This window comes from Burkholderia sp. 567, from assembly GCF_040545115.1.
GTDB classification, from domain to species: Bacteria; Pseudomonadota; Gammaproteobacteria; order Burkholderiales; family Burkholderiaceae; genus Burkholderia; species Burkholderia ambifaria.
Window position 1 is genome coordinate 595,040 of sequence record NZ_JBEPLG010000002.1, and the last position, 26,264, is coordinate 621,303.

General features: G+C 66.1%; 15 protein-coding genes. 7 read left to right on the forward strand and 8 right to left on the reverse strand.

What is annotated here, in order from left to right:
* Positions 1-161: 161 nt before the first annotated feature.
* From ABIC50_RS08160 to ABIC50_RS08180, 5 genes are all read right to left on the reverse strand, one after another.
* Entirely contained in the window at positions 162-434 is a 273-nt protein-coding gene (locus tag ABIC50_RS08160) for a hypothetical protein (RefSeq protein ID WP_354162941.1), read from the reverse strand.
* 9 nt (positions 435-443) lie between these two features.
* Positions 444-12,146, reverse strand: a complete 11,703-nt coding sequence (locus tag ABIC50_RS08165) for a two-partner secretion domain-containing protein (RefSeq protein ID WP_354162944.1) — start codon at positions 12,144-12,146, stop codon at positions 444-446.
* A gap of 155 nt (positions 12,147-12,301) precedes the next feature.
* Positions 12,302-13,222, reverse strand: coding sequence for a peptidylprolyl isomerase (locus ABIC50_RS08170; protein WP_354162946.1), 921 nt, complete (start codon positions 13,220-13,222; stop codon positions 12,302-12,304).
* A gap of 11 nt (positions 13,223-13,233) precedes the next feature.
* Positions 13,234-15,060, reverse strand: coding sequence for a ShlB/FhaC/HecB family hemolysin secretion/activation protein (locus ABIC50_RS08175; protein ID WP_354162949.1), 1,827 nt, complete (start codon positions 15,058-15,060; stop codon positions 13,234-13,236).
* Positions 15,060-17,216, reverse strand: a complete 2,157-nt coding sequence (locus ABIC50_RS08180; RefSeq protein WP_354163653.1) for a two-partner secretion domain-containing protein — start codon at positions 17,214-17,216, stop codon at positions 15,060-15,062. Before ABIC50_RS08180 ends, ABIC50_RS08175 begins: the two co-directional genes overlap by 1 nt.
* 401 nt (positions 17,217-17,617) lie before the next feature.
* Between ABIC50_RS08180 and ABIC50_RS08185 the strand changes: the two genes are divergently transcribed.
* Entirely contained in the window at positions 17,618-17,914 is a 297-nt protein-coding gene (locus ABIC50_RS08185) for a hypothetical protein (RefSeq protein WP_175663251.1), read from the forward strand.
* A gap of 36 nt (positions 17,915-17,950) precedes the next feature.
* Here the strand turns inward: ABIC50_RS08185 and ABIC50_RS08190 are convergent, their stop codons facing one another.
* Positions 17,951-19,261 (reverse strand): MFS transporter, encoded by a 1,311-nt coding sequence (locus ABIC50_RS08190; protein ID WP_354162951.1) that lies wholly within the window; start codon positions 19,259-19,261, stop codon positions 17,951-17,953.
* A 192-nt stretch (positions 19,262-19,453) separates the two neighbouring features.
* Positions 19,454-20,536, reverse strand: coding sequence for a tartrate dehydrogenase (locus tag ABIC50_RS08195; RefSeq protein ID WP_354162953.1), 1,083 nt, complete (start codon positions 20,534-20,536; stop codon positions 19,454-19,456).
* A gap of 108 nt (positions 20,537-20,644) precedes the next feature.
* Between ABIC50_RS08195 and ABIC50_RS08200 the strand changes: the two genes are divergently transcribed.
* The 6 genes from ABIC50_RS08200 (at position 20,645) to ABIC50_RS08225 (ending at position 24,534) form a co-directional block, all read left to right on the forward strand.
* Complete coding sequence (locus ABIC50_RS08200; protein WP_354162956.1) at positions 20,645-21,553, forward strand: LysR family transcriptional regulator; 909 nt, start codon at positions 20,645-20,647, stop codon at positions 21,551-21,553.
* A gap of 251 nt (positions 21,554-21,804) precedes the next feature.
* Positions 21,805-22,311: a helix-turn-helix domain-containing protein gene (locus ABIC50_RS08205; RefSeq protein ID WP_126226856.1), complete on the forward strand. Its 507-nt coding sequence runs from the start codon at positions 21,805-21,807 to the stop codon at positions 22,309-22,311.
* Positions 22,308-22,571 carry a hypothetical protein gene (locus tag ABIC50_RS08210; RefSeq protein WP_354162958.1) on the forward strand — a complete coding sequence of 88 codons (264 nt, stop codon included), beginning with the start codon at positions 22,308-22,310 and terminating at the stop codon, positions 22,569-22,571. The genes ABIC50_RS08205 and ABIC50_RS08210 overlap by 4 nt, the downstream gene beginning before the upstream one ends.
* Positions 22,568-23,038: a type II toxin-antitoxin system HipA family toxin gene (locus ABIC50_RS08215; protein WP_354162961.1), complete on the forward strand. Its 471-nt coding sequence runs from the start codon at positions 22,568-22,570 to the stop codon at positions 23,036-23,038. The genes ABIC50_RS08210 and ABIC50_RS08215 overlap by 4 nt, the downstream gene beginning before the upstream one ends.
* A 90-nt stretch (positions 23,039-23,128) precedes the next feature.
* Positions 23,129-23,758 carry a LysE family translocator gene (locus tag ABIC50_RS08220; protein WP_354162964.1) on the forward strand — a complete coding sequence of 210 codons (630 nt, stop codon included), beginning with the start codon at positions 23,129-23,131 and terminating at the stop codon, positions 23,756-23,758.
* Positions 23,759-23,772: 14 nt separating this feature from the next.
* On the forward strand, positions 23,773-24,534 hold the full coding sequence (locus ABIC50_RS08225; RefSeq protein WP_354162967.1) for a class I SAM-dependent methyltransferase: 762 nt from the start codon (positions 23,773-23,775) through the stop codon (positions 24,532-24,534).
* Between the two features lie 24 nt (positions 24,535-24,558).
* On the opposite strand, the gene rtcR is transcribed toward ABIC50_RS08225, so the two are convergent.
* A complete protein-coding gene (gene rtcR, locus ABIC50_RS08230; RefSeq protein ID WP_354162970.1) occupies positions 24,559-26,175 on the reverse strand; it encodes an RNA repair transcriptional activator RtcR in 1,617 nt (538 codons plus the stop codon).
* Between the last annotated feature and the right edge of the window lie 89 nt (positions 26,176-26,264).

A 26,264-nucleotide genomic window follows, 5' to 3' on the forward strand; every position in this document is an offset into this window, starting at 1 on the left:
CACGGCCCGCGTTCGCAACACCCCGCAACCCTAGACGCTGCGCGGCTTCGCAAGCGACTGCCGCCTTGATGCGGTTCGTCATTCCTGTTTTTCGCCGAGACGCACTTTCCAGCTTGACGGATCAACGCACCGATTCATCAGACCATCTCTTCTTCTCACAATTACTGCGCAAATACCTCGAAGCGACACCACTGTGGAAAATCGCCCATAAAAATGAAAAAGTCGTCTATATAGCCAAGCCCCAGCTTCTCAAGCATTCTCATACAGTCATCTGCCGCATCGCCGCCAAAAAATGGCCCCAATGAGATGAATTCATTTGATTGGTCAAAATATCCCTCGAAGTGAAACTCGATAAGGACCGGAGACAAATCAACTTGTTTTTCTTCCAAAGCCTTGCGGCGCACTACAATTCCGAAATCTGAGGAAACTCGCATGTCTCACTCCTACTTAGCTTTTGGCAGAATCATGCCGTTCGGCACATTGATTGTGACGTTGTAGATCGGCCGACTCGCTGATGGTTGCAGTATCTGGAAATTATTAGATGCGTTTCCGGGTTGCAACATACCGCTTGGCACAGCGAAATCAATTCGTACGGTTCCGTTCGCGCCCGGGGGGTATGGTGCTCCCGCAGTAGTCACGTAGACTTGCGGCGTACCATTTTGTGGTATCCCAGAAGGAATCGCCGTCCCTTGGTTTTGAACCCACAGGGACGCCTCAGCGGGAGACACCCACCGCGAAACCGTAACATATCCTGGCGGCAATGGCCCGCTGGCAGCACCCGACCCCATTGGATATACGGCGTACGTCTTCGGCGGCGGTGCGATCGTGTTTTTGGCTCCGCCAGCGGCCCCCGCCACTGACGAGGACGACCCTACCGTCACGGCTTCCGCATCCGTTCCACCACCGCCGCCCTGCTGCGCCTGATTGACCGGCGCACCCTGCGGCGTCGGATTCACTACAAACTTCTCGCCCTCGTTCTGCTGCCCCGGTTTACCGCCTGTTCCGTCCGGGGTAACGTGCGACGTCGCATTGTTCAGCGCCTCGTTCTGCGCCGCTGTGGCGCCCGCCATCGCATTTTGGCCCGCGAGTCCGGCAAGACCGCCACCGGCAAGCGTCGCCAGTGCGGTGATCGCGGCTATCTGACCTTGATCCAAAGGCGCATGCGTCGGATCGATCGCGTCAATAGCCAGCGGCGACAGGATAGCGCTCGTGGCCCCGCCAATCGCACCACCGGCACATTCTTGACCGCTGGCCGCCGCGGCTACGCATCCAAGCGCCGCATGCGAGGCGAGATAACCCAACTCTCCCGGCGCCCCGGCGCCAAAGGTTGTATCTTGCGCATTCCCTATCGCATAAGCAGTAGCGGCGGCTGCATCCCTGACGAAGCTGTCTCGCAAACTATCGAGGAAACTTCCCCCGCCAATCAGCGTCTGCGTGCCGGCCTGAATCGCCGCATTGGCAGAGAGAGCCAGCGCTGCGGTCGGTAGCGATCCAGCCGCCGCACCAGCCTGCGGCACCAACGCATTCCCCGTCGTCTGCACACCGGCCAACGCCGAAAGAGACGGAGCGCTTCCTTCGAATGCAGCATTCGCGCTAAATCCGAACGAGCCCGAACCGCTATCAAACGTGATGCCGTTCGTCAGCCCGGCAGTCACTGCTCCGATCAGGCCATTCTTCAGGCTCGCGCCGAAATCGATCTGTCCCGTAGCAACAACCTGTCCCAGCGCGCTCGACGCAAACGAGCTCAACCCGACTGCGATCATCGTGTTGGCCAAGCCGCCAACGGCCAGCGAACCGCCCGCCGCACTCGCCGCCGCGGTAATGGCCGCGCCCGTCAGCCCCTGCTGGGCTGCCATAAACGCAGCCGTGGTTGCCGCTTCGGCAGCGCCCGACATCGACGCGATCGCAGCCGAGATTTCCGGCTGCATCATGATTGCTGCAGCAACGGCAACCACCATCGAGGCGATCTGCATCATCCCGAACGAGCCGCCTTCCTTCACGAAATCCTGATGAAGGTTGTCGCTCAGGGTCGTCTGCGTGAAATTGCCGCCGAGTTGATGTTGAAGTGCAGCAAGCGCGTCCTGGGTGCCTGCCTGATCCATCGTTCCGTCAGACGCCAGCTTCTGCAGCGCCCCACCAATCTGATTGAGCGCCTGAACATTCAACTCCATGTTCGCCGCGCTCATGAACCCGCCCGGCTGCACCACCGTCCCGGTCGTCTTCAGATACCCGTCATCGACCTTCTGCCAGATCTCACCGACGTTGACCTGATTCGCCTGGTTCGTCAGCGTGTGCGTGTCGACGCTCAGCGTCCCCGACGCAGTGATGCTCCCCGTGTTGAGAATGCTGCCGTTGCCGTCCTGATTGAACTTCAGCGTGACGTCGTGTCCGGAGATATTGCCGCCCGCCGACAGCGCCTGCGTGTCCTGCGGCAGATACACCTGCGGCATCAATGCGGTGATCGTCGGGCACGTCGCCGTGCCCGTCGCGTGGCACGTCGGATCCGGCACCGTCTGCTCGACATACCACAGCATCGGCCGGTCGAGCGCATTGATCTGCTCCTGCGTCAGCGCAGCGCCGAGTTGCAGGTCGTGTGCCTTCGAGTAGTCGATCGCGTTCTGGTACAGGTACTCCTTTTCCTGCGTCGTCACCGACACGTTGTTCTTGCTGTCGTACGTGAGCCCGTCGACAAAGCTCGACTTCCCGGTCTGCTTCAACGCAGCCTGCTGCAACAGCAGGTCCTCTTCCTGCGGGTTGTAGTAGAACAGCGTCGACGACGGCTGAAGGCTCGACGGCAGATTATTCAGGAGGTCCTGCGGACCGAGCGAGCCGATCGCGGAACCGCCGAGCGACGCATCGACATACGACGCAGCGCCCGGGACCGGGGTCGGCAACTTGCCAGTACCGACCGCGCGCGGCACCGACAGGTTCAGCCCCGGCAGATCCACCGGACTCAACGAGATGACTTGCGACGGCGCGTTCACGCGCGGCGTATAGGTGTTCGCCGTCGTGATCCCGTTGATCAGCTTCTGGCCCGTCAGCGACACGTACGTGCCGATCACATTGCCGACGTTCTGGATCTGTCCGCTCGACGAGATCGACAGGTTCGGCGCCTGAATGGTCGCCGCGATGTTGCCGACCGGCGTCGGCGGATCGATCGTGCCGCCGGTGCTCGTGTACGCGCTGCCGTACAGCGCCTTGCACTGCTCGGGTGTACCGCAGGCCCAAATGTCGTGACGCTTGTCGCTGCTGAACATGCCGGTTTCCTGCACCCAGTGTGAGTGCCAATAGGCGTTCAGCACCTGCGCCTCGTTGACGACAGGGCCTGCGACCGCGATCGTCGCGTTGTTACCGGCCGCGATCAGGCTGCCGATGTTCGTCAGACTGCCCGCGTTGATCTGCAGGTTGTTGCCTGCGCTGATGACCGACGAGCTCCCCGACTGCTGGTCGACATAACCCTCGCAGTAGCTTTCCTTGTAGCCACCGGCAGTCATGCAGCCGGAGTACTGCTCTTGCTTGCCGTAGTTCTCGTGTACCGGAACGGGTGGCGGCAGGTTGTTGGTGATCGCACCCGATACGTTGAGCTTGATGTCGTTGCCGGCGACGATGTTGCCGGACGTGTTGTTCAGGCTCTGCGCGGGCGTGGTCGAGCTTGCCGTCGAGCCGACACCGCCGATGACGATGTCATGGCCCGCGAGCAGGTTGCCGTACGTGTTGTTGATCTGGCCGGCTGCGATGACGAGATCGTGGCCGGCGTAGATCGTCGCGTCGTTCTGGCTGTAGCCGAACGTCGTCGTGGTCGGGTTGTTGCCGCGCGGTTGGCCGGCGTTGCCGCAGGCCGAGTTCGGCACGCCGGATGCGCAACCGACCTGGCTCGCGTAGTTTTGTTGGTTGCCGCCCTGGTTGGTCAGCGTGCCGGACGTAATGGCGACGTTGTTGCCGGCATACAGGAGCCCCTCGTTGGTCAGATTGCCGCCGCCGACCGTCAGGTTGCTGCCGGCTGCGATCATGCCCGTCGGCGTCGTGAAGGTCACCGTGCCGGTAGCAGCAGGCGCGGCTGCACCCGTGTTGATCTGGAACGTGGTCGGCAGGTAAGGCGAGCCCACCTGGCAATAATTGCCCCCGTCGCAATTGAATAGCCCGGTCGGGTTGCCGGTACCCTGGACCCCGATCGATCCGAGCGCCGCCAGTTGCGTCAGAAAGTTCGCGTATTGGGCCTGGTCGACATAGGTCGTGCTGTTGACCGTCATGGTTGGCGCAACCGCGCCGTTGCTCAGCGACTGGACGTTGAGCGAGATATCGCCTTGCGCCGCGATCTGCCCGCCGCGATTCGACAGGGTGCCGGCGGTCAACGAGATCGAGCCGCCGGCGGAAATGACGCCCGATGTCCCGGCCTGCTGGTTCGTCGTCGTTTGATAGACCGTCGGCAACGTGAACGTCGCCGATTTGAGTGCACCGGCCGCAGGCCCCGTTCCGACAAACCAGTAGTTCGAATCCTGCGAAACGCCGTGGTCGTTGGTGCCGGTAAGGACGTGGTACTGATTGAACGTCACCGTACCGGACGTCGCGACCGGATCGGAAGCCGACAATAGTCCGCTGTTCGTGGTCGAGCCCGTCGGTGCCAGCAGGCCGCCGAGCGTCGCCGACGACGTCACGTAAGCCGCTGATACCGTTTGCTCATGACCCGAGATTTTTTCGTAGCCGGCGGTCACCGTGCCGACCGCCCCCGACATCAGGAGCGACGGATCGCTGACCTGCGTGGTCGTCGTGACGGCCCCTTGCGGAGCAGTCTGGTCGTTGATCACCTGCGCAGCAGAGATGCCGATGTTCCGTCCGGCGAATATCGAACCGCCCGTATTGAGCAGCGAGCCGCCCAGATTGAAATTCGCGTCGCCACGCGACTGGGTCGTCGCGCCCTGGTTGTCGTAGTTGCCGCCATTGACGTTGAGAACATTGCCCGCCTCGACGGTCCCCCGGTTCGTCGTGTTGCCATTCAGCGTCAGGATGTTGTCCGCATGCATCACCGCCCCGGCCGCGTTGTTCAGCGTGCCGTTGAACGTCACGTCCGACCCGGTGACCTGCCCGTGATTCTCGAAACTGCCGCCAGCCGTCAGCGTCAGCGGCGCCGTTCCGGTGATCGTGCCGTCGTTCGTGATCCCGTTCAGCCCAGTGAGCGAAACGCCCTGCCCGCCGTAATTCCACGTGCCGCCGACATTCACGTACCCCGCCGTGATGGACAGGTTGCCGCCCTGGCTGATCGTCCCCTGCGACGGATCGAACGCCATGTTGACCGCGCTGATCCCCATGTTCCGTTGCGCGAGCAACTGTCCGCCCGCGTTGTAGAGCGCGCCGTTCCCGCCATTGATCGTCAGCGACACGTCGCCGGTCGCACCTGTCGCGGCCTGCGGGTTGCCAGCAAAGACGATCCCGTTCTGGTTGTTCAGCGTCCCGGTATTGACGTTGAGCGCATTCACGGCCATCAGCGATCCGCCGACGTTCGTCAGCCCACCGCCAACGCTGACGTTGGTCGTCGTTCCGTTCACCAGCCCTGCGTTCGCGAAATTCGACGCGGTGATCGTCGTCGTGCCGATCGATGCCAGCGACGCACCGGCCGCATTCGTCAGGTTCGCGGCGGATACATCGAGCGATCCGGCCAACACGTTCGCGGCGTTATACAACCCGTTCTGCGAAGTCAGCGTCGCGTTGCCGACGACGTTCACTGCCTTCCCGCCGGCCAGCGTGAGTTGGTTCGACGCCTGCGCTCCGAGCGATCCGCCGACCGTCGCATTGCCGAGCGTCACGTTCGCGCCGTTCACCTGCAGGTTCTGCGACGCGACGAGCGACGCATTGCCGGCATCGATCGTCCCCGACGCTGAAACGGTCACGTTCTTCGATCCGACTGCCGAACCGCTCAGCGTAACGTTGCCGCCCGACACGCCCAGTTGCCCGGCAACAGTGCTGTTGCCGCTCAACGTGACGGTCTGCCCGGCATGCAGCGTTGCGTCGCCATTCGACGACACGCCCGCGACCGACACATTGCCGTTGATCCCGTTGACATCGACTGTTCCCATCGATGCCGCACCGCCCGCGAGCGACACGTTGTTCGCAGCCTGAACCGTGACGTTGCCGCCCGATTGCAACAACCCGCCGAACGTCACGCTGCCGGCGTTCGACTTTGCCGACACATCGCCGACCGCGGTCGTCGCGCCGAACGACATGTCGCCGCCCGACACCGCCGTGAACTTGCCAGCGCCTTGAACCGCGCCGAGCGTGATGCCGCCGCCCGCATTGACTGCGATGTCCTTGCCGTACGTCAGCGCCGCGCCACCCGCAATTGCGCCGCCGGCATTGATGCTAGCGCCGCCGAGACCGAACAGCGCGCCGCCGAGCGTCATCGCATCGCCCGACGTCAACGCCGTATCGCCGTTCACGAGCCCGCCGGAAAGCAATGCCAGCCCACTACCCGCATTTGCACGGAAATTCCCGGTCGACACGATCGGACCTGCGACGCCAAGATTGCCGGCCGTCGCAGTCAGCGCCGCATCCCCGCTCGAATTGATCGCCCCCGCGACACCGAGGTCGCGTCCGGCAGTCACGTTCAGCGCGCCGCCGCTCGACACCGCGCCGCCGACGCCCGCGTCGCGCGCGGCCGTGATCGTCGTCGCCTTGCCGGACGCCAACGCGCCGTTCACCATCACGTCGCCGGCGCCGTTGCGCCCCTGTGCCTGCAAAGCGATTGCGCCGGCCGCCTGCACCGAGCCTGCCGACAGATCGTTGCCGGCCGTCATCGCGAGATCGCCGTTGGTCCCGACGCTCCCCGCAACCGCGATACTGCCGCCCGCATTGACGGTTGCCTGCTGGGCGAACGCGATCGAACCGGCACTCACCGAGCCGCCCGCCGTCAAGGTGCCGCTTTGCTGCGCACCGATGCCGCCTGCCAGCGTCATGTCGCGCCCTGCGTTCAACACAGCACTGCCGCCCGCGACGGTCTGTCCGGCGACCGCAATGTCCTGCGCGACGCCGACGTTCAGGTCGCCCTGCGTCGTCAGGCTTGCCGCCGTCGCATTGCCGCCCGATGCGGTGATGCCGAGATTACCCGCCGAATTGACCGTCGAAAGCGCGACACCGTGCGCCGCATTGATCGTCGTCGTGCCGCCTGTATTGATTGCGCCCGCAACTGATACATCATGTGCGGCTTGCAGCTGCATCGCACCGAACGCGGTTGCCGGCCCGCCGATCGTCACATCGCCGCCGCCCGCACCGCCTTTGGCGGTCACGTCGAGATTGCCACTGACGGCCTGGACCGCGCCGAGCCCCGCATTGTTCCCACCCGTGACGTTGACGCTCGCGCCTTGCAGCGCGCCCGTCAATGCGACGTCGTGCGCCGCGTCGAGCGCCGCCACCTGTGCGAATGCCGCCGAACCCGCACCGCTGATGTCGCGCCCCGCGCTCAGCACGCCGTCACGCTGCCCCGCGAGTGCCCCCGTCAACGCGATATCGCGGCCGGCCTGCACGCGGGTCTGCGTCGCCACCGCGATCTGGCCGCCGAGCTGCGTATCGAGTCCGGACATGCTGTTGAACGCGCCCGCGGTCGTCACGGAGCCGGTGAGCAGCACGCTGCCATTCGTCGCGGTCGTGTTCAGATCTCCCCTCGACTCCACGCCGCCACTGACCGACACGTTGCGTTGCGCACTCAATGTCAGCGCATCGCCGCTGCCGAGCGTGCCGCTGACCGAGACGTCGCGCGCGCCTGTAAGGCTCGCCGCGCCCTGTGCCGAAGCCGCGCCGGTGATACCCGCATCGCCTGCGCCGGCATTGCCGCTCGCGGTCAGCGTCAGCGTGGTCGACGACGACGCGTCGTGCAGCGATGCATTGTTCCCTCCGATCACCGTGATCGCAGCAGCCTGCACGCCACCCATCAGCGCAACGTCACGCTGCGCCGTATAGTTTGCGGTGGCGGCAAACGCCTGCTTGCCGCCGCCGTTGATGTCGCGGCCGGCCGTCACCGTGCCGTTCGCCTGTCCGACCATCGTGCCGTTCAGCGCGGCATCGCGGCCGGCCGTCAGCACCGCATCGCCGATCGCGCTGGTGCTCGCGCCGAGCGACAGGTCGAGGCCGGTCGCGATATCGAGCTTGCCGCCGCTGTTGATGCCGCCGGTTGCGTTCAGGCTGCCTTGCCGTGCAGCGAGCACCGTGTCACCAACCGACTCGATCGCGCCGCTCACCGCGATGTCCCGCTGCGCAGTAACGCCGACCGTCGAACCACTCGCGACCTTGCCGCCAACCGCAACATCGTTCCGCGCGAGCGCCGTGATCGCGCCGGCGGCGGCGACCGAACCGTCGATGCGCAGATCGCCTGCGCCGGTTGCGGTGTTCGTGCCGTTCGCGCGTAGCGCGATCGTGCCCGTCGACTCGACGTTGTTCACGGCCGCATTGCCGGCCGCCGTCACGCTGACCGACTGCCCCTGAATCAGCCCTCGCTGGGCAACGTCGCGCCCGGCGTCGAGCGTCGCCTGTTGCGCGAACGTCAACGTGCCCGCGCCGACGATGTCGCGCGACGCGTTGACGATCCCTTGCCCCTGCCCAGCCAGCGTGCCGGTCACATTCACGTCGCGTCCCGCGACAAGCATCGTGTCGCGCGACGCGGTCGCGCTGCCGCCGAGGTTGATGTCGCTGCCGGCCTGCGCGTCGAGCGCGCCGTTGCTCGCGATCGCGCCCGTCGATCCGATGCTGCCGCCGCTCGCCCGCAACGACGTGTCGCCGGCCGATTGCAACGAACCGCTGATGTTGATGTTGCGCGCCGCAGCTAGCGCAACGTCTGCGCCACCGGTCACCGCACCCGTCACGCTCAGGTCGGTCTGGGCGCCGAGCGCAAGCGCCGATGCGGCTTGCACGTCATGCAGCGTCGCGGATCCGCCGGCCGCCGTCGTCACGTTGGCGCCGCGCAGCGAGCCGGTGAGAGTCGTATCGCCGCCCGAGCCGATCTTCGCCGCGAGCCCGAACGCAACCGCGGCCGCCCCGCCTATCGCGCCGCCGGCGTTGAGCGTGCCGTTGCCCTGCGCCACGACGGAGCCGTTCATCGTCAGGTCGCGGCCCGCGTCCACGCTCAAGTTGCCGAGCGCCGACGTCGATTGCGTGCCCAGATCCACGGACTGCGCGGCGATCACCGACAGGTTGCCTCCCGACTGGATATTGCCGGTGCTCGCCAGCGAACCGGCCGCGTTTGTCAGCGCGACGTCGCCGTTCGACTGGACCGTCCCGCCGATCGACGTGTTGCGACCGCCGCCGATGGCCAGGCCGCTCGCCGTCCGCAGCGTGCCGTTGACGGTCACGTCGCGCGCCGCGTCGATCGCTCCGTTCATCAGCGAATTCACGTTGCCACCGATCAGAATGTCGCCGGTGCGTGTCGCGAGCTGGAGCCCCGCGTTGGCTTGCACGTCGTTCAGCGCGATCGAACCGGCCGCCGTCATCGAGACTGCGTGCCCCTGGAACGCACCCGTCACGTCGATGTCGCGACCCGAGATCAACGCCGTGTCCTGCGCGAAGCCGCTGTTGCCGCCGGCGACGATGTCGCGCGCGGCGGTGAGCGTCGCGACACCCTGCCCGGCCAGTTCGCCGCCGATCGTGAGATCGCGGCCAGCCGTTGCGGTCACGTCGCCCGTTACGGTCGTCGCGCCGGTTAGCGCGACATCCTGCGCGCCCTGCGCCGTCAGCGCGCCCGCGCCGTTCAACGTGCCGGCCGACATGACGCTGCCGCTCGCCGCCGTCATCGCGAGATCGCCGACGGCCTGCACGGTGCCGCCGCCGTTGATGCTTACGTTGCGTTGCGCGGCCAGCGCGACCTGCGCGCCGCCGGCGAGCGTGCCGTTCACGACCACGTCGCGCGCCGCATGCACGTCGGTCGCGCCGAGCGCCGCCGCGTTGCCGTTGAACGTCACGTCTCCGCCACCCGCGACGCCGTTTGCCGTCACGCCGAACGTACCGCCCGCTTGGACGGTAGAAAGAGTCACGTCGTTACCCGCGTCGATCCGCAGACCATTGGCGAGCAGCTTGCCGGTCAACGCAACGTCATGCGCCGCATTCAACGCACCGTTCTGCCCGAACGCGATCGAACCGCTTCCCGTGATGTCGTTGCGTGCGCTCAGTGTCCCGTTGCGCTGGACGATCACGACACCCGATGTGTCGACGTTGCGTCCGGCGCCGACGCGCGCGTCGGTTCCGACCATCAACGAACCGCCGACCGACGCATCGCGCGTGACATCGGCCGCGAACGTCGTTCCGCTCGCGAGCGATCCGCTCACGCTCAGGTCGCGCCCCGCCTGCACGCCGACTGCGTTCTGTGCGGTTGCCTGCGACGCGACGAGGGTGTCCTGACCGGACTTCAGCGCCAGATCGCCACCGCTCTTCACCGTCGCATGAGTTGCGACATTGCCCTGCGTGGCGGTCAATGCCAGAGCGCCCGAGGTCTGCAGCGCCGCATTGATCGTCGCATCACGTTGCGCGGTAATCAGCAGCGTGTCGCTGTTCGTCTGTCCGTTCACGTTGACGTCGCGGCCGGCCTGCACAGCCGTAGCGCCGGTCACGACCGACGTGCCGTTCAGATTCACGTCGCCGGTGCCGTCCGCGCCATGCGCGGTCACCGACAGCGCGCCGCCGCCCTGTACGTCGCCGAGCGCCACGCTCGCACCGGCGGTGATGGTCATGTTGCCGCTCGCCTGCGCATTCGCCACGCTCACGTTGCCGCCTGCGGAAACGGCAAGCTTGCCGCCGGACTGTATCGACCCGGCCGAGGTCACGTCACCGTTCGCGTCGATCGCATAGCCGCCGACCCCGATGTGCGCGCCAGTCATCGACACGTTGCCCGTGCTGTCAATCTTCGCCTGCTGCTGCGCGGCGGAACCGGCAACCGCCACGTCGCCGTTCGCCGACAGCAGCAGATCACCCGCATTCGCGGCGAGCTGCGCGTCGGCACGCACGCCCATCCCTGCCGCCGTGCTGATCACCTGGATCTGGCCGGCCGTCATCGCGCCGAATGCGGTCGCGTCGATCGCAAGCGACCGGTTCGCGCCGCCGTTCGCTGCGTTGATCGCCCCGGCGGAATTGTCCGTGCCGTTCGATGTCGTGCCGTAGGTCGTGCCGTATGCATCGACGGCGGCCGGCGCCACGAACTGACGCCCGGCGATCGCGTTGATGCGCGTGCCCGCATAGAGCGGTGCATTGATGCCGATCGTCTCGCCGATCAGGTCGATCGTGCCGACGGTTCCCTCGATCCCTGCGCCGGGCCCATTGACGCCGGCATTGCCCTCGATCTGCAGGTGGCCGCCGGTCACGTTGTAGCCGATCGCCTTCGCGTTCGCGAAGCCGGTCGGGGTGCCCCCAACCCCGCTCAGAAACTGCGGCGCGCCAGTCGACAGCGTGACGCCGATCGTGTTGGTGAAGCCCGTGCCGCGCGTCGTGATTCCGTTCGGGTTCGCAATGACGACGGTTGCCGGTGCGCCGAACACTTCGAGCGGGCCGTTCAGCAAGCTCGCATACCCGCTGCCCGTCGACGTGACCTGGTTGACGATCACGCTGGCCGTGCGGCCGTTCAGGTTCGGGTTGGCCTGCACATTGCCGCCCGTCAGCGACGTACCCGACATCAGGCTGTTGTTCAGAATCAGCCCGACGGGATCGATATTGAATTGCTGATACTGGTTCAGCGAAATGCCGGCCGCGTTCGGCGCGGTGATGTTGACGATCGGTACGCCGCCACCGGCCCCCGTCGACTGCGTGATGGCCGGCTGAAACGAGATCGGCGCCGCGGGGTCGGTAATCGGTGCGGCGGCCGCGAGTTGCATCGAGAAGCGAACGCGCAGCGACGCAAGATCGAGCAGCCGCTGCCATGCAGCGTCGTCGATGCGGCGATTGTCCGCGCCGAGCACGCCAGCCGCATCGCGGCACTGCTCGACGGTGACCGTGATCGGCCCGACGAACATCGTCAGCGCAACGAGCGCGCTGATCGCGCGCTGCCACCAGCGGTACGAACGCGTAACGGGCGCACCCGCCAGAAAGCGCGGTGCGCCGGCCATCGATTGCTCACGCGCGCCGATTCGCGCCGCTGCTGCTTCGGCAAGCTGCTGCAAGGTCTTACGCTTGGACGTGTTCATCTTCTGTTGTTCGCTTCGTTTTATGGCTCCGCGCCGAACGCCATCGGCCGGCCGACCGTGGCGCCGCACGATGCCGGGATTTCCCCGCCCGGCATCGCATGCGTGTCCGCCGGATCGTCGTCCGACGCTGCTGCGTGCTACTTGTCGTTTGCTGCCTACTGCTGGATGCGCGCGTTGCGGATCAAGTCCGCGACCACCTGGGCGGTCGCCTTCTCCACCGCGACCTGCTCGAGTTGCTGCCGCAGCGTGTCCTTCGCCTGATCGAATGTCGGCACCTGCGTCTGCCGCTTGTCGTCAGCGCGCACGATCCAGTACATGTCGCCGATCTGCACTGGCTCGCGCGTGAGGCCACCCTGCGGCAGTTTGACTAGCGCCTCGGCGAGCTGCTGCGGCCAGTTCTGCGTATGACCCGCTTCGATCGGCGTCTTGAACGAGATCCAGTTCAGCGCGCCGCCCTGTGCTGCCGACGGCCCCTTGCTGAACTCCCGCGCGAGCGCGCCGAAGTCCTCGCCCTTTCTGAGCCGCGCGATGATTTGTTTGGCAGTGTCCGCATCGTTGACCGCGATCACGCTCGGCTTGTATTCGTTCTCGCCGAGCGTCGCGACGATCGCGTCGTAGCGTGCCTTGACGTCCGCATCCGTGACCGGGACCGGCTTGACCTGATCCCGCAAATACGCCTGCGTCATCGCGAGCGCCTTCGCCTGCTCGACCGCGGCGACGACCTGCGGCTTCGTGTCGTAGTGCTGCTTCAGCGCCGCCTGGCGAAACAGCTCGCGGGCGATCAGCTGATTCTTCAGTGCCGCGCGCAGCGCCGGCGTATCGGGTGCCTTCGACAGGCGTACGGCTTCGTCGACCTGCGCTTGCGTGATCGGCACGCCGTTCACGCTCGCCACCGCGTCGGCTGGGAGCGCGACGGTCGCGTCGGCGGGCTTCTTCGCCGCTTTGTTCAGCGCGTATGCATGTGGTGCCAAGGCGCCGCACAGCGCCGCCGCGACGAGTGCGACGCTGATCTTGCGGATGCGCGCCGGCAGGTTCGATTGCATCGCGATCTCGCGACCGTTCGACAGGCGATTCATGAGGTTCTCCATCAGTCCGTCCAGTTGAGTGTTGCCAGCAGCACGGTTGCCTTCTTGCCGAGTGCGGCGGGTTGCGCCAGCGCCTGCCCGACCAGCACTTCGGCCGACACGGTCCCACCTTTCAGGCGCCATTGCGCACGCGTGCCGACGCCCGTGCCGACCAGCGACGGCCAGCCGCCCTGCGCGTTCAGGTGCGTTTTGCCGCCATCGAGAAATACGTACGGCTCGATGCGTGCGTCATGCCAAGCGGGCACGTTTTGCCAGGCCAGCTCGTTGCGCACGAACGCGCCGCTGTCGCCCGCGATCCCGCCCTCGGTAAACCCGCGGACCGAGCCCATGCCACCGAGAAAGATCTGCTCGTTGCCGAACAGCGCGACACGGCTGTACTGCGCGCGCAGCGTGCCGCGATAGGCCCACGCGGATCCGGCCAGATTGCCGAGCGCGAATTGCAGCGTGCCGGTGGCGTCGAGCTTCGTGAACTGACTGTGCGCGTCGTCGATGCCGATCTCGGATGCGTCGTGGTTGGCCGCAAGCCACGGCAAGCCCTGCGATACGCCGATATCCCATGTCGCGGCCGCACCCTGATCGCGCATGACGAAGCGGGACAACCCGTTCAGCGCGACGCGCAGCACCGTGAGGTTCTGCGGCGACAACGGAATGCCGTTGACGTCGCGCTCGGTGCGCAGCTTGTTGAGCGTCACGTCGACGCTCATGCGCCCGCGCGGCGACCGCACCAGCACGTCGTTCCAGCCGAGCATCTGGCTGAACGTGCGCCCCGCGAGCAGCGCGACGTCGCCGATCACCTGCTGGTACTCGGACATCGACGCCGTGTAGCTGAAGGTCTGATACCCGTACGGCACCGCCGCCGAAAACACGACCGCATTCGTGTCGGTCGTGCCGACGTAGCTGAACGACAACGACTCCTGCAGTCCGATCACGTTGTCGGCTTCTACACCGGCGCGATAGCGCGTCGTACCAGTCTGCGAACTGCCGTAGTTGTCGATGCCGAAGTCATAATGAAGCCGATCGCCGTAGCGGTTCGAAATCGCGACGATCGAATCGCCCGGTGCTTCGCCGGGCAGAATCCGGATTTCAGCCTGATTGCGTCGCAGCCGGTTGATCTGATCGACGCCCTGTTCGAGGTCGGGCAGGCGCAGCACGTCGCCCGGCGCGCTCGCGAATGCCCATGCGGTGCCGGCTTCCGTCAGTAGCCCACCGCCCCGCACTTCGTACCACTTCTCGTCCGGATCGCGCGGCCGCAATGGCTTGCCGTTCAGCGTCAGCGCGGCCACGCGCCCGGCCACGAGATTGATCTTCAGCGTGCCTGTCGCGAGATTCTGCGGGCCGAGATACGCACGCGTCGTGATGTAGCCGCGCGCGATGAATGCTTCGGTCAGCCGGCGCAGCAGCAGGTTGATGCGGTTACGTCCGAGCTGCTTGCCGATGAACGGCGCCGCGATGCGGTCCAGTTCCGGCTGCCCGAGTATCGTGTCGCCGGTGAATTCGATTCGATCGATCGCGAAGGTCGGCGCGATGTCCGGCAGCGTCTCGATGTCGGCGCCCTGCGGCAGGTCCGGCATCGCCGGTTGCTCGGGCAACGCGATCTGCGCCGGCGGTTGCGCAATCTCGTCGCGGCGCTGTCGATCGCGCTGCTCCTGCAGCAAACGCTGCGCGGGATCCTGCTCCGCACGCGGCACCGCGAAGCCGGACGGCAGCGAGCCGAGACCGGGCAGCGGGCCGGCCGGCAGTGCACCCGCGAGCTGCGCATACGCGCACGGCGACGTCGCACCGATTGCCAGCGCGAGAGGTGCGGCAATGCGGAGCCGCGCGCGCGACATCACAGACCGAACCAAGACACGAGCCCCATGTGATTGCGGTTGCCGACCGTCACGAGATCGCGATGGGGCAGCCGGATCGTCACGATGCCGCCCGCCGCCGCTACCCCGTCGGGCGCGCTGTACGCGCCGCCGTCGATATCGGCCTCGCCGGTCAGGCGTACCTTGCCGGTTCCGCCGGTGAAGACGCCACCGGTGTCGGCCGCATAAATAGCCGCCCAGCGATTGCCGAACCATGCCTTCAGGTCGTGGTTGCGGTTGATCACGGTGTAGCCCGGCACGCCCTGCGCGAGCGTTTTCGGCGCGTCGAGCGTCAGTGCGCCGAGCGCGAGCACCGTTCCACCCGTGTTCGTGATCTGCGTGCCGGCCTTCAGTTGAATGTCGGACTGGGCCTCGATCACGCCACCGAACGCCTGCACGTTCGACGATGCGCTCGCGCGGCAGAACACGAAGCACGAGCGTCGGTACGATGCCTGCCCGGTGAAAATGGCCTGCGTGAGGATGTTGTCACGCGCGGCGATGTCGATTGCGCCGCCATTCGACAGGATCGACCCGCCGATATTCGTCACGTTCGCGGCACGCACCGATACATTCCCCGCGTCGGCCGTGATGTACGCGAGCTTCGATGCGTCGTCGAGCCCGCCGTAATCGACGGTGAATCCGTCGTTACGATGCTTGAGGAACAGGAAGCGGCCGCCCTGTTCGGAGAAGCCGACCACCGCACCATTCCGCACGCCGGTGCTGTGGTCGACGATGTTCTGCAGGTCAGCGCCCGCGTCGATCGAAACGTTGCGGTTCGACAGGATCCGTGCATTCTGATTGACGACATCGGCACCCGCGGTCAGCGACACGTCGCCTTGCACGCCGAACAGAATGCCGATCTGGGTCTGCGGCAGCGACTGATTCAGAATGCGCCCCGCTGCATTCAGTGTCACCGCGCCGGCCGAATCCGAATCCCCGTCGATCGCGGTCTGCCCCTGCACGAGCGAGCCGATGTTCACGATGTCCGCCGCGCTCTTGAGCACGACGCCGCTTTGCGTCGACGCCACGGTGGCACCCTTCATCGCATCGTCGGGCGTCAGCGCGATCCGCGTGCCGTTCAGCTTTACGCTGCCCGAAGCCATCAGGCTGCTGCCGGTCAACGCGATCGCATCGGCGGCGGACAAATTCGCGTGGCCACCGGTCGACTTCATTTCGGTGTCGTTCAGCGCGATGCCGCCCTGCACGGTAACGTCGAGGTCGCGCTCGACGCCGATCTTGGCATGCGACATCTCGACGTTGCCGTTCGATGTCAGCGTGAAATCACCGAGCGACGCATTCATCGCGCCGGCACTGCGCACACCGGGGCCGCGGTCCGTGACAATCAACTGCACGCGGCCGCTCGTCACGCTGCCCGCGGCGGTGATGTCGATCGCGTAGGACGATGCGGTGTCTGGATTCGTCGTCGCACTGCGCGAGAGCCAGTCGTTGGCGTTGTCGTTCGGCGACAGCCCCGTGTTCAGCTCGACGCGACTGCGGCCGGCGAGCAGGCGCGCGCCGGCGGTCGCGGACGAGAACGTGTTGTTGATCGGACCGTCGACGACGATGTTCTTCGCGATCAGATCGAGCCCGATCAACGCACCGGCCAGGCCGCCCGGACCAACGACGATCGTGCCGGTCGACGTATCGAGCACGACGTTGCGCTGAATGACGCCGGGCGCGATCTGCAGGTCGTTGAAGGTCACATTGCTGGTGGACAGCGCCACGTGCCCGGTATTGACGAACGATCCACCGTTGACCGTAATGCCGTTCGGGTTGGCCAGCACGACGTTCGCGCGCGGCCCCGCCACGGCGATTTCGCCTTCGATCAGGCTCCGGTTCGTGCTCGTCACCTGGTTGACGATCGTGCGCGCGTTGATGCCGGCGTTGTTCAGCGTTGCGCCGGCGGTCGTCACGTTGAACGACGAATACGTGTTGTTCGATACGCCGGCGACAGCCGGCGCGAGATTCACGAGCTGCCGGCCATTCGGCGCGTTCGACACGCTCGTCGGCGTGCCGCCGTCCGGGACGATGCCCGCAGCGGCCGCGCAATGCGGCAGCAGTCCCGCCGCGGCCAGGCAAAAGCACAGTACGCGCCGGCCCCCGATGCCCACGCGCCCCTTCGAATCGGTGCGTCCCATCTTCTGATCAAGCACGCGGCTTCGCCGGCCGTGCATCCTCGGTTATTTGGTCGTGTGGTTGTACTGCTTTATTTAGTAAGACTTTTATGAACTACCGAGGAAGGGTAACGGCAAGCCCCCGCCCTTTCTTTAGGGTGCTTTATTGAATATTTCTTCCAGTCGCGCCGCCCCACACATTACAAAAACATTTCATGCCGAAGACAATGCAGGATTCCGATCGAGCTTGCGCCCAGGGTTTCTCGAACGACCTGCGCCTCGCACCGTCATCCACGTGAACGGCCTCGCCGTGTGGCGCTTCCCGCCCATTGACGCGCCCGCTTCGATCGCGCCGTAGCCGGGGACGTCGTCACGCCGTGTATCCTCGAGGCTTTTCGCCAACCTGGAACGACACCCGATACAACATGACAACACGACTCGGCTCTCTTCTCGCGTGGCTCGCGGTCATTGAAATCGTCGCGCTGGTGATGTGCTACGGCTATGCCAGCTCGATGACCGATCCTTACGCAGGTGTCGGCGTTCTCGGCTTCGGCCTGCGGAGCATGGCCACTGTCTCCGTCCTGGCGCTTGCCGTCGGCGTCGGTTGTCTCGTGGCCCACACGTCGAAACCGGACCAGCGTCCGGAAACTTCATTCCGCATCGCGCTCCCGCTGCACCTTCTGCTCTGCATCCCGGGCCTGTGGTTCTGGTTCAACGCGTAACACATGCCCGAACCGGCGAATGCGGGCGCGCAGCCTTCAATGATGCTGCTGCGCCCCCGTCACGACGTGCGCCCTCGCCTCCTTCCGACTCAGCATCAGCGTAACGACCGCCGACACCGCGAGCGTGCCCGCCACCACGTAAAGCCCGGCCGCATACCCGCCCGTCACATGCTTGAGCCAGCCGATCGCGAACGGCCCGACGAAGCCGCCGAGGTTGCCGATCGAGTTGATCATCGCGATCCCCGCAGCCGCGCCGGCGCCTGACAGGAACGCGCTCGGCATCGCCCACAGCGGCGCCTTCGCGGCGCTGATCCCGATGTTGACGACGACCAGCGCGAGCACGGTCAGGAGCGCGGTGCTCACCTGCCCCGCGAACACGAAGCCGATGCAGGCCAGCACGCACGGAATCACGACGTGCCACGTGCGCTCGCCGCTGCGATCCGAATGCCGCGCCCAGACGATCATCGCCACGACCGCGGCGATGCTCGGGATGCCGGTGAGCAAGCCCGTCTGCAACGCGGTGAAACCGAACTGCTTGACCATCAGCGGCGCCCACAGGCCGAGCGTGTACAGCCCCGCCGACGTGCCGAAGTAGATCAGCGCGAGCGCCAGCACGCGCGGGTCGCGCAGCGCCTGCCATGCGCCGGCCGTATGCCCGGCATGCGTGTGGCGCGCGTCGGCTTCCGTCTTCAGCTTCGCGATCAGCCAGTCGCGCTCGTCCGGCCGCAGCCACGCGGCTTTCGACGGCGAATCGGTCAGGCACTTCAGCACGACGAAGCCGAGCAAGACCGCCGGCAGCGCTTCGATGATGTACAGCATCTGCCAGTCGGCGAGCCCGAACATCGGCGGCATCTGCATGATCGCGCCCGACAGCGGCGAGCCGATCGCGGTGGAGATCGGCGCGGCCGCCATGAACCACGCGGCGGCCACCGCGCGCTGCTTCGCGGGAAACCACAGGCTCAGGTACAGGATGATGCCGGGGAAGAAACCGGCTTCCGCCATGCCGAGCAGGAAGCGCAGCACGTAGAAGCTCGTCGGGCCGGCCGCGAACGCAGACACCGCGGACACGATGCCCCACGTGATCATCACGCGCGCGATCCAGATGCGTGCGCCGACGCGATGGAGAATCAGATTGCTTGGCACTTCGAACAGAAAGTAGCCGATGAAGAACAGGCCGCCGCCGAATCCGAACGCGGTCGGCGACAGGCCGATCGCCTTGTTCATCGTCATCGCCGCGAAGCCGACGTTGACGCGATCGAGAAAGCTGACGAAGTAAAGCAGCATCACGAACGGAATGATGCGCCACATCAGTTTCCGCGCGACACGCGTTTCAAGATCCGCTTGCATGTGTCTCCTCCTTGGAGGTCGAGCCGTGCGCAGTGCGCGCGTGCCCGGTGGGTGCCGGCCGGTGTCACGACGACCCGTGCGCACCGGCGCCCGGCTCGCGTCGGATGCGCGAGTCGCAGGCAGAAAATTCGGGGCGGTAAATCGACGGCGAACGGCTGCGCGCACGCGCGGCCGCTACCGTCCTCGTTGCCGTCAGGCGACGACCGCCGCGCTCGCGACGCGCTCGCAGACGGCCGCCGTCACCTGCGCGGTGCTCGCGCTGCCGCCGAGGTCGCGCGTATGCAGCGATGCGTCGGCCGTGACGGCTTCGATCGCCTGCATCACGCGCGCGGCGGCATCCGTCTCGCCGAGATGCTCGAGCAGCATCACGACCGACCAGAACGTGCCGACCGGATTCGCGAGGCCCTTGCCCATGATGTCGAACGCGGAGCCGTGGATCGGCTCGAACATCGACGGATAGCGGCGCTCGGGATCGATGTTGCCGGTCGGCGCGATGCCAAGGCTGCCGGCGAGCGCGGCGGCGAGATCGCTGAGGATGTCCGCGTGCAGGTTCGTCGCGACGATCGTGTCGAGCGACGCCGGGCGGTTCACCATGCGCGCGGTCGCGGCGTCGACGAGTTCCTTGTCCCACGTGACGTCGGGGAATTCCTGCGCGATCTGCTTCGCGATCTCGTCCCACATCACCATCGCGTGACGCTGCGCGTTGCTCTTCGTGATGACGGTCAGCAGCTTGCGCGGACGCGCCTGCGCGAGCCGGAACGCGAAGCGCATGATGCGTTCGACGCCGGCGCGCGTGAGGATCGACACGTCGGTCGCGGCCTCGATCGGATGCCCCTGATGCACGCGGCCGCCGACGCCCGCGTATTCGCCCTCCGAGTTCTCGCGCACGATCACCCAGTTCAGGTCGTCCGGGCCGCAGCGCTTCAGCGGCGCGTCGATGCCGGGCAGGATGCGGGTCGGGCGCACGTTCGCGTACTGGTCGAAGCCCTGGCAAATCTTCAGGCGCAGGCCCCACAGCGTCACGTGGTCGGGGACGTCGGGGTCGCCCGCCGAGCCGAACAGGATCGCGTCCTTGCCGCGCAGCGCGTCGAGGCCGTCGGCCGGCATCATCGCGCCGTGCTGGCGGTAGTAATCGGCGCCCCAGTCGAAATCCTCGAACTCGAACGCAAAGCGGTCGCTGCCGCGGGCCAGCGCTTCCAGCAGCTGCTTGCCGGCCGGCACCACTTCCTTGCCGATGCCGTCGCCGGGAATGGTCGCGATACGGTAGGTCTTCATGCTGACATCCTCGATTGATCGTAAGCGTGAATGCACTTTACCGAACCGGCAGTACGGGAACCGGTGCTAGACTCAAAGCATCTTTAACTTTGATTCACGAATCCTGTCATGGCGGATACCGTCCAGCCGGCCGATCTCGGCTTCTTCTCGACGCTGGCCGCGTCGGGCAGCCTGAGCGCGGCCGCGCGCGAACTCGGGCTGACCGCGGCGGCCGTCAGCAAGCGGCTCACGCAGATGGAGCGCCGCGCCGGTGTGACACTCGTCAACCGCACGACGCGGCGCATGATGCTGACGCCCGAGGGCGACATGTATCTCGACTACGCCCGCCGGATCCTCGATCAGATGGACGAACTGGGCGAACTGCTCGGCAGCGCGAAACAGCGGCCGAAGGGGTTGCTGCGCGTGAACGCGACGCTCGGCTTCGGGCGCAGCCACGTCGGGCCGGCGATCTCGCGCTTCGTCGCGCGCTATCCGGAAGTGTCGGTGCAGCTTCAGCTGTCGGTGATGCCGCCGCCGCTGACGGACGACGCGTTCGACGTGTGCATCCGCTTCGGCGAGCCGCCCGATACGCGCGTGGTCGCGCGGCGGCTCGCGCCGAACCGCCGGTTGCTGTGCGCGGCGCCCGCGTATCTCGCTCGGCACGGGACGCCGGGCACGCCGCACGAGCTGACGCGGCACAACTGCATCGGCATCCGGCAAGGCGATGAAGGCTACGGGATCTGGCGGCTGACGGGCGGACGCGGCGCGGCGCGCAACACGGAGGCCGTGCGGATCAACGGCAACCTGACGACGAACGACGGCGAGATCGCGGTGAAGTGGGCGCTCGACGGACACGGGATTTTGATGCGCGCGGAATGGGATATCCGCGACTACCTGGCCGACGGGCGGCTCGTCGTCGTGCTGCCCGATTACGAGACGCCGGCCGCGGATATTTATGCGGTGTATGCGCAACGGCATCAGATGTCCGCGCGGATCCGCGCGTTCGTGGACTATCTGGCGGAGGAGCTGGGTGGGTGACGGGGGTGCGGGCGGACGAGCCCCAGTGCGCCTGCATGGCGAAGTGATACCGAGTGTCCCCGTATAAACCACGTCCAGCGTTGACTCGCCCGATCGGGAAAATGCCAATATTTCGGTGTTTTCTCACACAAAAAGCCAGAATATCTACACTTTCCTCTTGCGCCATCGGTTCGAATCATCGCTTGCACCCCGCCAAAGTGCTATTATTTTGGCGTTATCACGTAAAAAGTGCTGAAATAATAGCTCCCACCATGGCCAAGAAAACTGCCCCGCTCTTGCCGGCATCCAGTCGGCTGCTCGCCGACCTCGGCGAGCGGCTGAAGTTGGCACGTCTGCGCCGAAAACTGACGGCCAAGCAGGTCGCAGAGCGCGCCGGCATGTCGCCGATGACGCTGCGCTCCCTCGAAGCAGGCAGTTCTGGAGTGACGATGGGAGCCTACCTTTCCGTCATGCAGACGCTCGGGCTCGAGGGCGATCTGGAACAGCTGGCCGCCACGGATCCGCTCGGCCGCCAGCTTCAGGACAGCCGCCTCGCATCGCCGCGGCGCCCGAAGCGCGTCGCGCCCCCGGCGACCGCCGCAGCGTCGCGCACACCCGACAGGCGCGCGCGCGTCTCATCCACATCCCAAGTCGAGGAAACAGCAACCCCGGCATCCGATCGCGCACTGCCTGACGACAATCGCGGCACGACCGCAGCGGAGCTTGCCGCATTGCTGAAACCCGTCGGCAAGCGACACGGGGGGACAACCAGGAAATGACGACCATCTCCGTCTATGCGGACTGGAGCGGTCTGCCCACTCCGTTGAAGCTCGGCCTTCTGCACGGTCGACAGACACGTGCCAGCGAACGGTTCGAATTCCGGTACGACGCGGCTGCGCTGGCTTCTCCCGAGCTTGCCGGCGTGCAGCTCGACCCCGGAATCGGCCTCTTCGAAGGGCCGCAATACCCACTTCCGCCACAGAACGCGTTCGGCGCGTTCGCCGATTCGAGCCCCGATCGCATTTTGCATCGGCCATGACGATGACCGGCCATGTCGACGGCGACGATGCATCCACCGGCGTCAGCTACCTGGAACTGGCGGAAGTCCTCATGCGACACGGCGCGCAACCGAATGCCGACCTGCGCGAACTATGGACCCGGATCGTCTTCAACCTTCTCGTCTCGAATACCGACGATCATCTTCGCAATCACGGGTTCATTCTCGAACCCGGTGCGGGCTGGCGACTCTCCCCAGCCTACGACATGAATCCCGTTGCCGTAGCCGAGGGCCTCAAGCTCAACATCACGGAAGCCGACAACGCGCTGAACCTCGAACTCGCCCGCGAGGTATGTGAATATTTTCGGGTGAGCCTGAAGGATGCCGACGAGATCATCGACGACTTCCGCGAAGTCGTCGGCCAATGGCCCACACTCGCGACACGACTCGCGCTTTCCGCGCGGGAACAGGAGCGCATGGCCGACGCGTTTCGCCTCGCGGGCACCTGACAGCGTTCCGCGCCGCCGGCAACCGCGCGGCGAACCGAATACAATGCGTCGATCCTCCCCCGCCGCTGCGCCCACCTTGCTGGAGCCGCCATGTTCGACCTGACCACGCTGACCACCTTCACGGCCGTCGTTCTGGGCCTGTTCCTGATCCCCGGCCCCGCCGTGCTGCTCGTGCTGAGCCGCACCGTGCAGGGCGGTCGCAAGACCGGCATCCTGACCGGTCTCGGCGTCGCGAGCGGCGATTTCGTGCATACGCTGTTCGCGGCCGTCGGGCTGTCGGCACTGCTGATGACGTCGGCGCTCGCGTTCAACGTCGTGAAGCTGGTCGGCGCCGCGTACCTGATCTACCTCGGCGTGCGTGCGCTGCTCGACCGGCCGTCTCCCGATCCGTCGCTGCCGAAGGTGTCGGCCGTCACGCCGCTGAAGGCGTACCTGCAAGCGATTCCCGCCGAAGTGCTGAACCCGAAGACCGCGCTGTTCTTCCTCGCGTTCATGCCACAGTTCGTGCATCCGGAACGCGGCTCGACGTTCGTTCAGTTCGCGGTGCTCGGGCTGATCTTCGTCGTGCTGAGCTCGCTCTACACGACGCTGATCGCGTGCTCGATCCGCCCGCTCGGGCGCGTCGTGAAGCGGCTCGCATGGCTCACGCGCTGGCAAGGAAAGATCATCGGCACGATCTTCATCGCGCTCGGGCTGCGCGTCGCGGTGCAGCAGCGCTGACCCGCGCGTTTCGCATGACGTCCGACGCCGCGCCTGCCGGCGAACGCCTCTATACCGACCCGCGCCTCGTCGCGGTCTACGATCGGTTCAACGCCGGTGATCGCGACTTCACGTTCTACGCATCGCGCATCGGCGCCGCGCGGCAACGGATTCTCGATCTCGGCTGCGGCACCGGCACGTTCGCGCGGCGGCTCGCATCGGCCGGACACGACGTCGTCGCGATCGATCCCGCGCCCGCGATGATCGACCATGCGCGACGCCAGCCGGGCGCCGACGCCGTGCGCTGGTTCGCGTGCGGCCTCGACGGCCTGCCGCCCGGCGCGCCATTCGACGCCGTCGTGATGACCGGGCATGCGTTCCAGTGCCTGCTGACCGACGCGGACATCGAAGCGACGCTGCGCGGCGTGCGGCGCGTGCTGGCTGACGGCGGCCGCTTCCTGTTCGAAACCCGCAACCCGCGTGTCGAGCCGTGGCGTGCGTGGACACCGCAGGCGTCCGTATCCCGTATCGATTCGCCCGAATTCGGCATCGTGGAGCTGCACCACGCAGTGACCGCGATCGACGGGCCGATCGTTTCGTTCGACACGGTCTACCGCTTTCACCGTGACGATACGCAGGTGAAAAGCGCGAGCCGGCTGCGCTTCATCGCGCAAAGCGAACTGCAGGCGCGGGTCGCGGCCGCCGGTTTCTCGTCGGCTGAGTGGTGCGGCGACTGGCACGGCGCGCCGTTCGATGAAGCAGTCAGTGCGGAGATCATCGCGATCTGCCGCGTGTGAGCGGCGAATATCGCGGCGGTTCGACTACCTCGCGTCCAGCACCTGCCGCACGCCCTCCCAATCCAGCCCGAAGCGCGCGAGATACTTGCGCAGCCGGTCCGCATCGTTCGGCTGCTTCTTGTTCTGCCGCGACACAGCGAACAGCGTGCGCCCGGCTTCCGACAGGCTCGCCGACACGCGGCACACGTCGAGCACGCGTTCAAGCTGCGCGCGGTCGAACAGGTCGAGTTCCGCCGCACGCATGCCGAACACGGCGTCGACGTAGCCATCCGACGCACCCGCGCCGCCCGGTGACGACCACGTGCGCGTCAGCCGCTCGACCTCCTGTTCGGCAATCGCCTCGGTAATCCGCCCTGCATCGGCGAGCGTCGCCATCCGCGTGATCGATGCAGACAACTCGCGGAAGTTGCCAGCCCATGCCGCGCGCGGCGACGCCGCGAACGCGAGATAGCGCCGCTTCGCTTCCACGTTGAACCGTACCTGCTCGCCCTGCTCGCGGCCGAATCGATCGAGTTCGAACTCGAGGTTCGGCTCGATGTCCTCACGACGCTCGGCCAACCCCGGCAATTCATACGTCCACAGATTGATCCGCGCATATAAATCCTCGCGGAACGTGCCGGCCGCCACCATCTGCCGCAGGTCGCGATGCGTGCCCGCGATCAGCTCGAAATCGCTGGTTGCCTCGACGTCCGCGCCGACCGGCAGGAAGCGCTTCTCCTCGATCGCCTTCAGCAGCATCGCCTGCTCGTCGAGCCCGAGTTCGCCGATCTCGTCGAGAAACAGCAGGCCGCCGTCAGCCGCGCGCAGCAAGCCTGCACGCGCGGATTGCGCGCCGGTGAACGCCCCCTTCACGTGACCGAACAGCGTCGACATGGCCGCGTCGCCGCGCAGCGTCGCGCAATTGATCTCGATGAACGGCCCCGCGAGCCGATGGCGCCCGCGCTTCAGCTCGTACACGCGTTTCGCGAGAAACGACTTGCCGGCGCCCGTCGGACCGACGAGCAGCATCGGCGCGCGCGAGCGCACGGCCACGCGCTCCAGTTGCTCGATCAACGCGTTGAAACGCGCGTTGCGCGTCGCGATGCCGGCCTTCAGGAACGACACGGTTTCGTCGCGCTCGCGCGTGAAGCGCTGCGCGATCCGGTTGTAGCGCGACAGGTCGAGATCGATCACCGACACCGTGCCGGGCCCGCTCGGCCCTTCGTCGGTCTGCTTCGGCGGCCCCGTCTGCACGAGGCGCGCGGGCAGGTAGCGCGCTTCCGCGAGCAGGAACCAACAGATCTGCGCGACGTGCGTGCCCGTCGTGATGTGGACCAGGTAGTCCTCGCGGTCCAGATCGAATGGATAGGCGCGCGCGAAGTCGTGCAGCGTCGCGTAGACCTCCTCGAAATCCCACGGATCGCGGATCGTGACCGGCGTGAGCCGCACCTCGGTATCCGGCGACAGATGCGCGAGATCGTCGCGCACCTGATTGGCGAGGCGCGTGTGGCCCGGCGAATGCAGCAGCTCGAGCCGGTCGATCGCGAAGTCCGGCTGCATGCAGAGCGACACGGTCGGCCGCCACTTGCGGTAACGGCGCGGCGCGCGGCCGCCCTGATCGAGCACGGTACCGAGAAAGCCAATGGCGACGGTCTTGCGCATGTTTATCTCATGGGATAAGAAGCGATCCGATTGTATCGGAATTGGGTGACGAAGAGAGGCCAGCGGATTCCGCCGGCGCCGACCAAAAA

Coding starts and splice junctions, on each gene's coding strand:
- ABIC50_RS08180 (WP_354163653.1), bottom strand. CDS start 17,216: ATGGGACGCACCGATTCGAAGGGGCGCGTGGGCATCGGGGGCCGGCGC.
- ABIC50_RS08190 (WP_354162951.1), bottom strand. CDS start 19,261: ATGCAAGCGGATCTTGAAACGCGTGTCGCGCGGAAACTGATGTGGCGC.
- ABIC50_RS08210 (WP_354162958.1), top strand. CDS start 22,308: ATGACGACCATCTCCGTCTATGCGGACTGGAGCGGTCTGCCCACTCCG.
- ABIC50_RS08225 (WP_354162967.1), top strand. CDS start 23,773: ATGACGTCCGACGCCGCGCCTGCCGGCGAACGCCTCTATACCGACCCG.
- ABIC50_RS08195 (WP_354162953.1), bottom strand. CDS start 20,536: ATGAAGACCTACCGTATCGCGACCATTCCCGGCGACGGCATCGGCAAG.
- ABIC50_RS08175 (WP_354162949.1), bottom strand. CDS start 15,060: ATGTCGCGCGCGCGGCTCCGCATTGCCGCACCTCTCGCGCTGGCAATC.
- ABIC50_RS08215 (WP_354162961.1), top strand. CDS start 22,568: ATGACGATGACCGGCCATGTCGACGGCGACGATGCATCCACCGGCGTC.
- ABIC50_RS08170 (WP_354162946.1), bottom strand. CDS start 13,222: ATGAATCGCCTGTCGAACGGTCGCGAGATCGCGATGCAATCGAACCTG.
- ABIC50_RS08220 (WP_354162964.1), top strand. CDS start 23,129: ATGTTCGACCTGACCACGCTGACCACCTTCACGGCCGTCGTTCTGGGC.
- ABIC50_RS08205 (WP_126226856.1), top strand. CDS start 21,805: ATGGCCAAGAAAACTGCCCCGCTCTTGCCGGCATCCAGTCGGCTGCTC.
- rtcR (WP_354162970.1), bottom strand. CDS start 26,175: ATGCGCAAGACCGTCGCCATTGGCTTTCTCGGTACCGTGCTCGATCAG.
- ABIC50_RS08165 (WP_354162944.1), bottom strand. CDS start 12,146: ATGAACACGTCCAAGCGTAAGACCTTGCAGCAGCTTGCCGAAGCAGCA.
- ABIC50_RS08200 (WP_354162956.1), top strand. CDS start 20,645: ATGGCGGATACCGTCCAGCCGGCCGATCTCGGCTTCTTCTCGACGCTG.
- ABIC50_RS08185 (WP_175663251.1), top strand. CDS start 17,618: ATGACAACACGACTCGGCTCTCTTCTCGCGTGGCTCGCGGTCATTGAA.
- ABIC50_RS08160 (WP_354162941.1), bottom strand. CDS start 434: ATGCGAGTTTCCTCAGATTTCGGAATTGTAGTGCGCCGCAAGGCTTTG.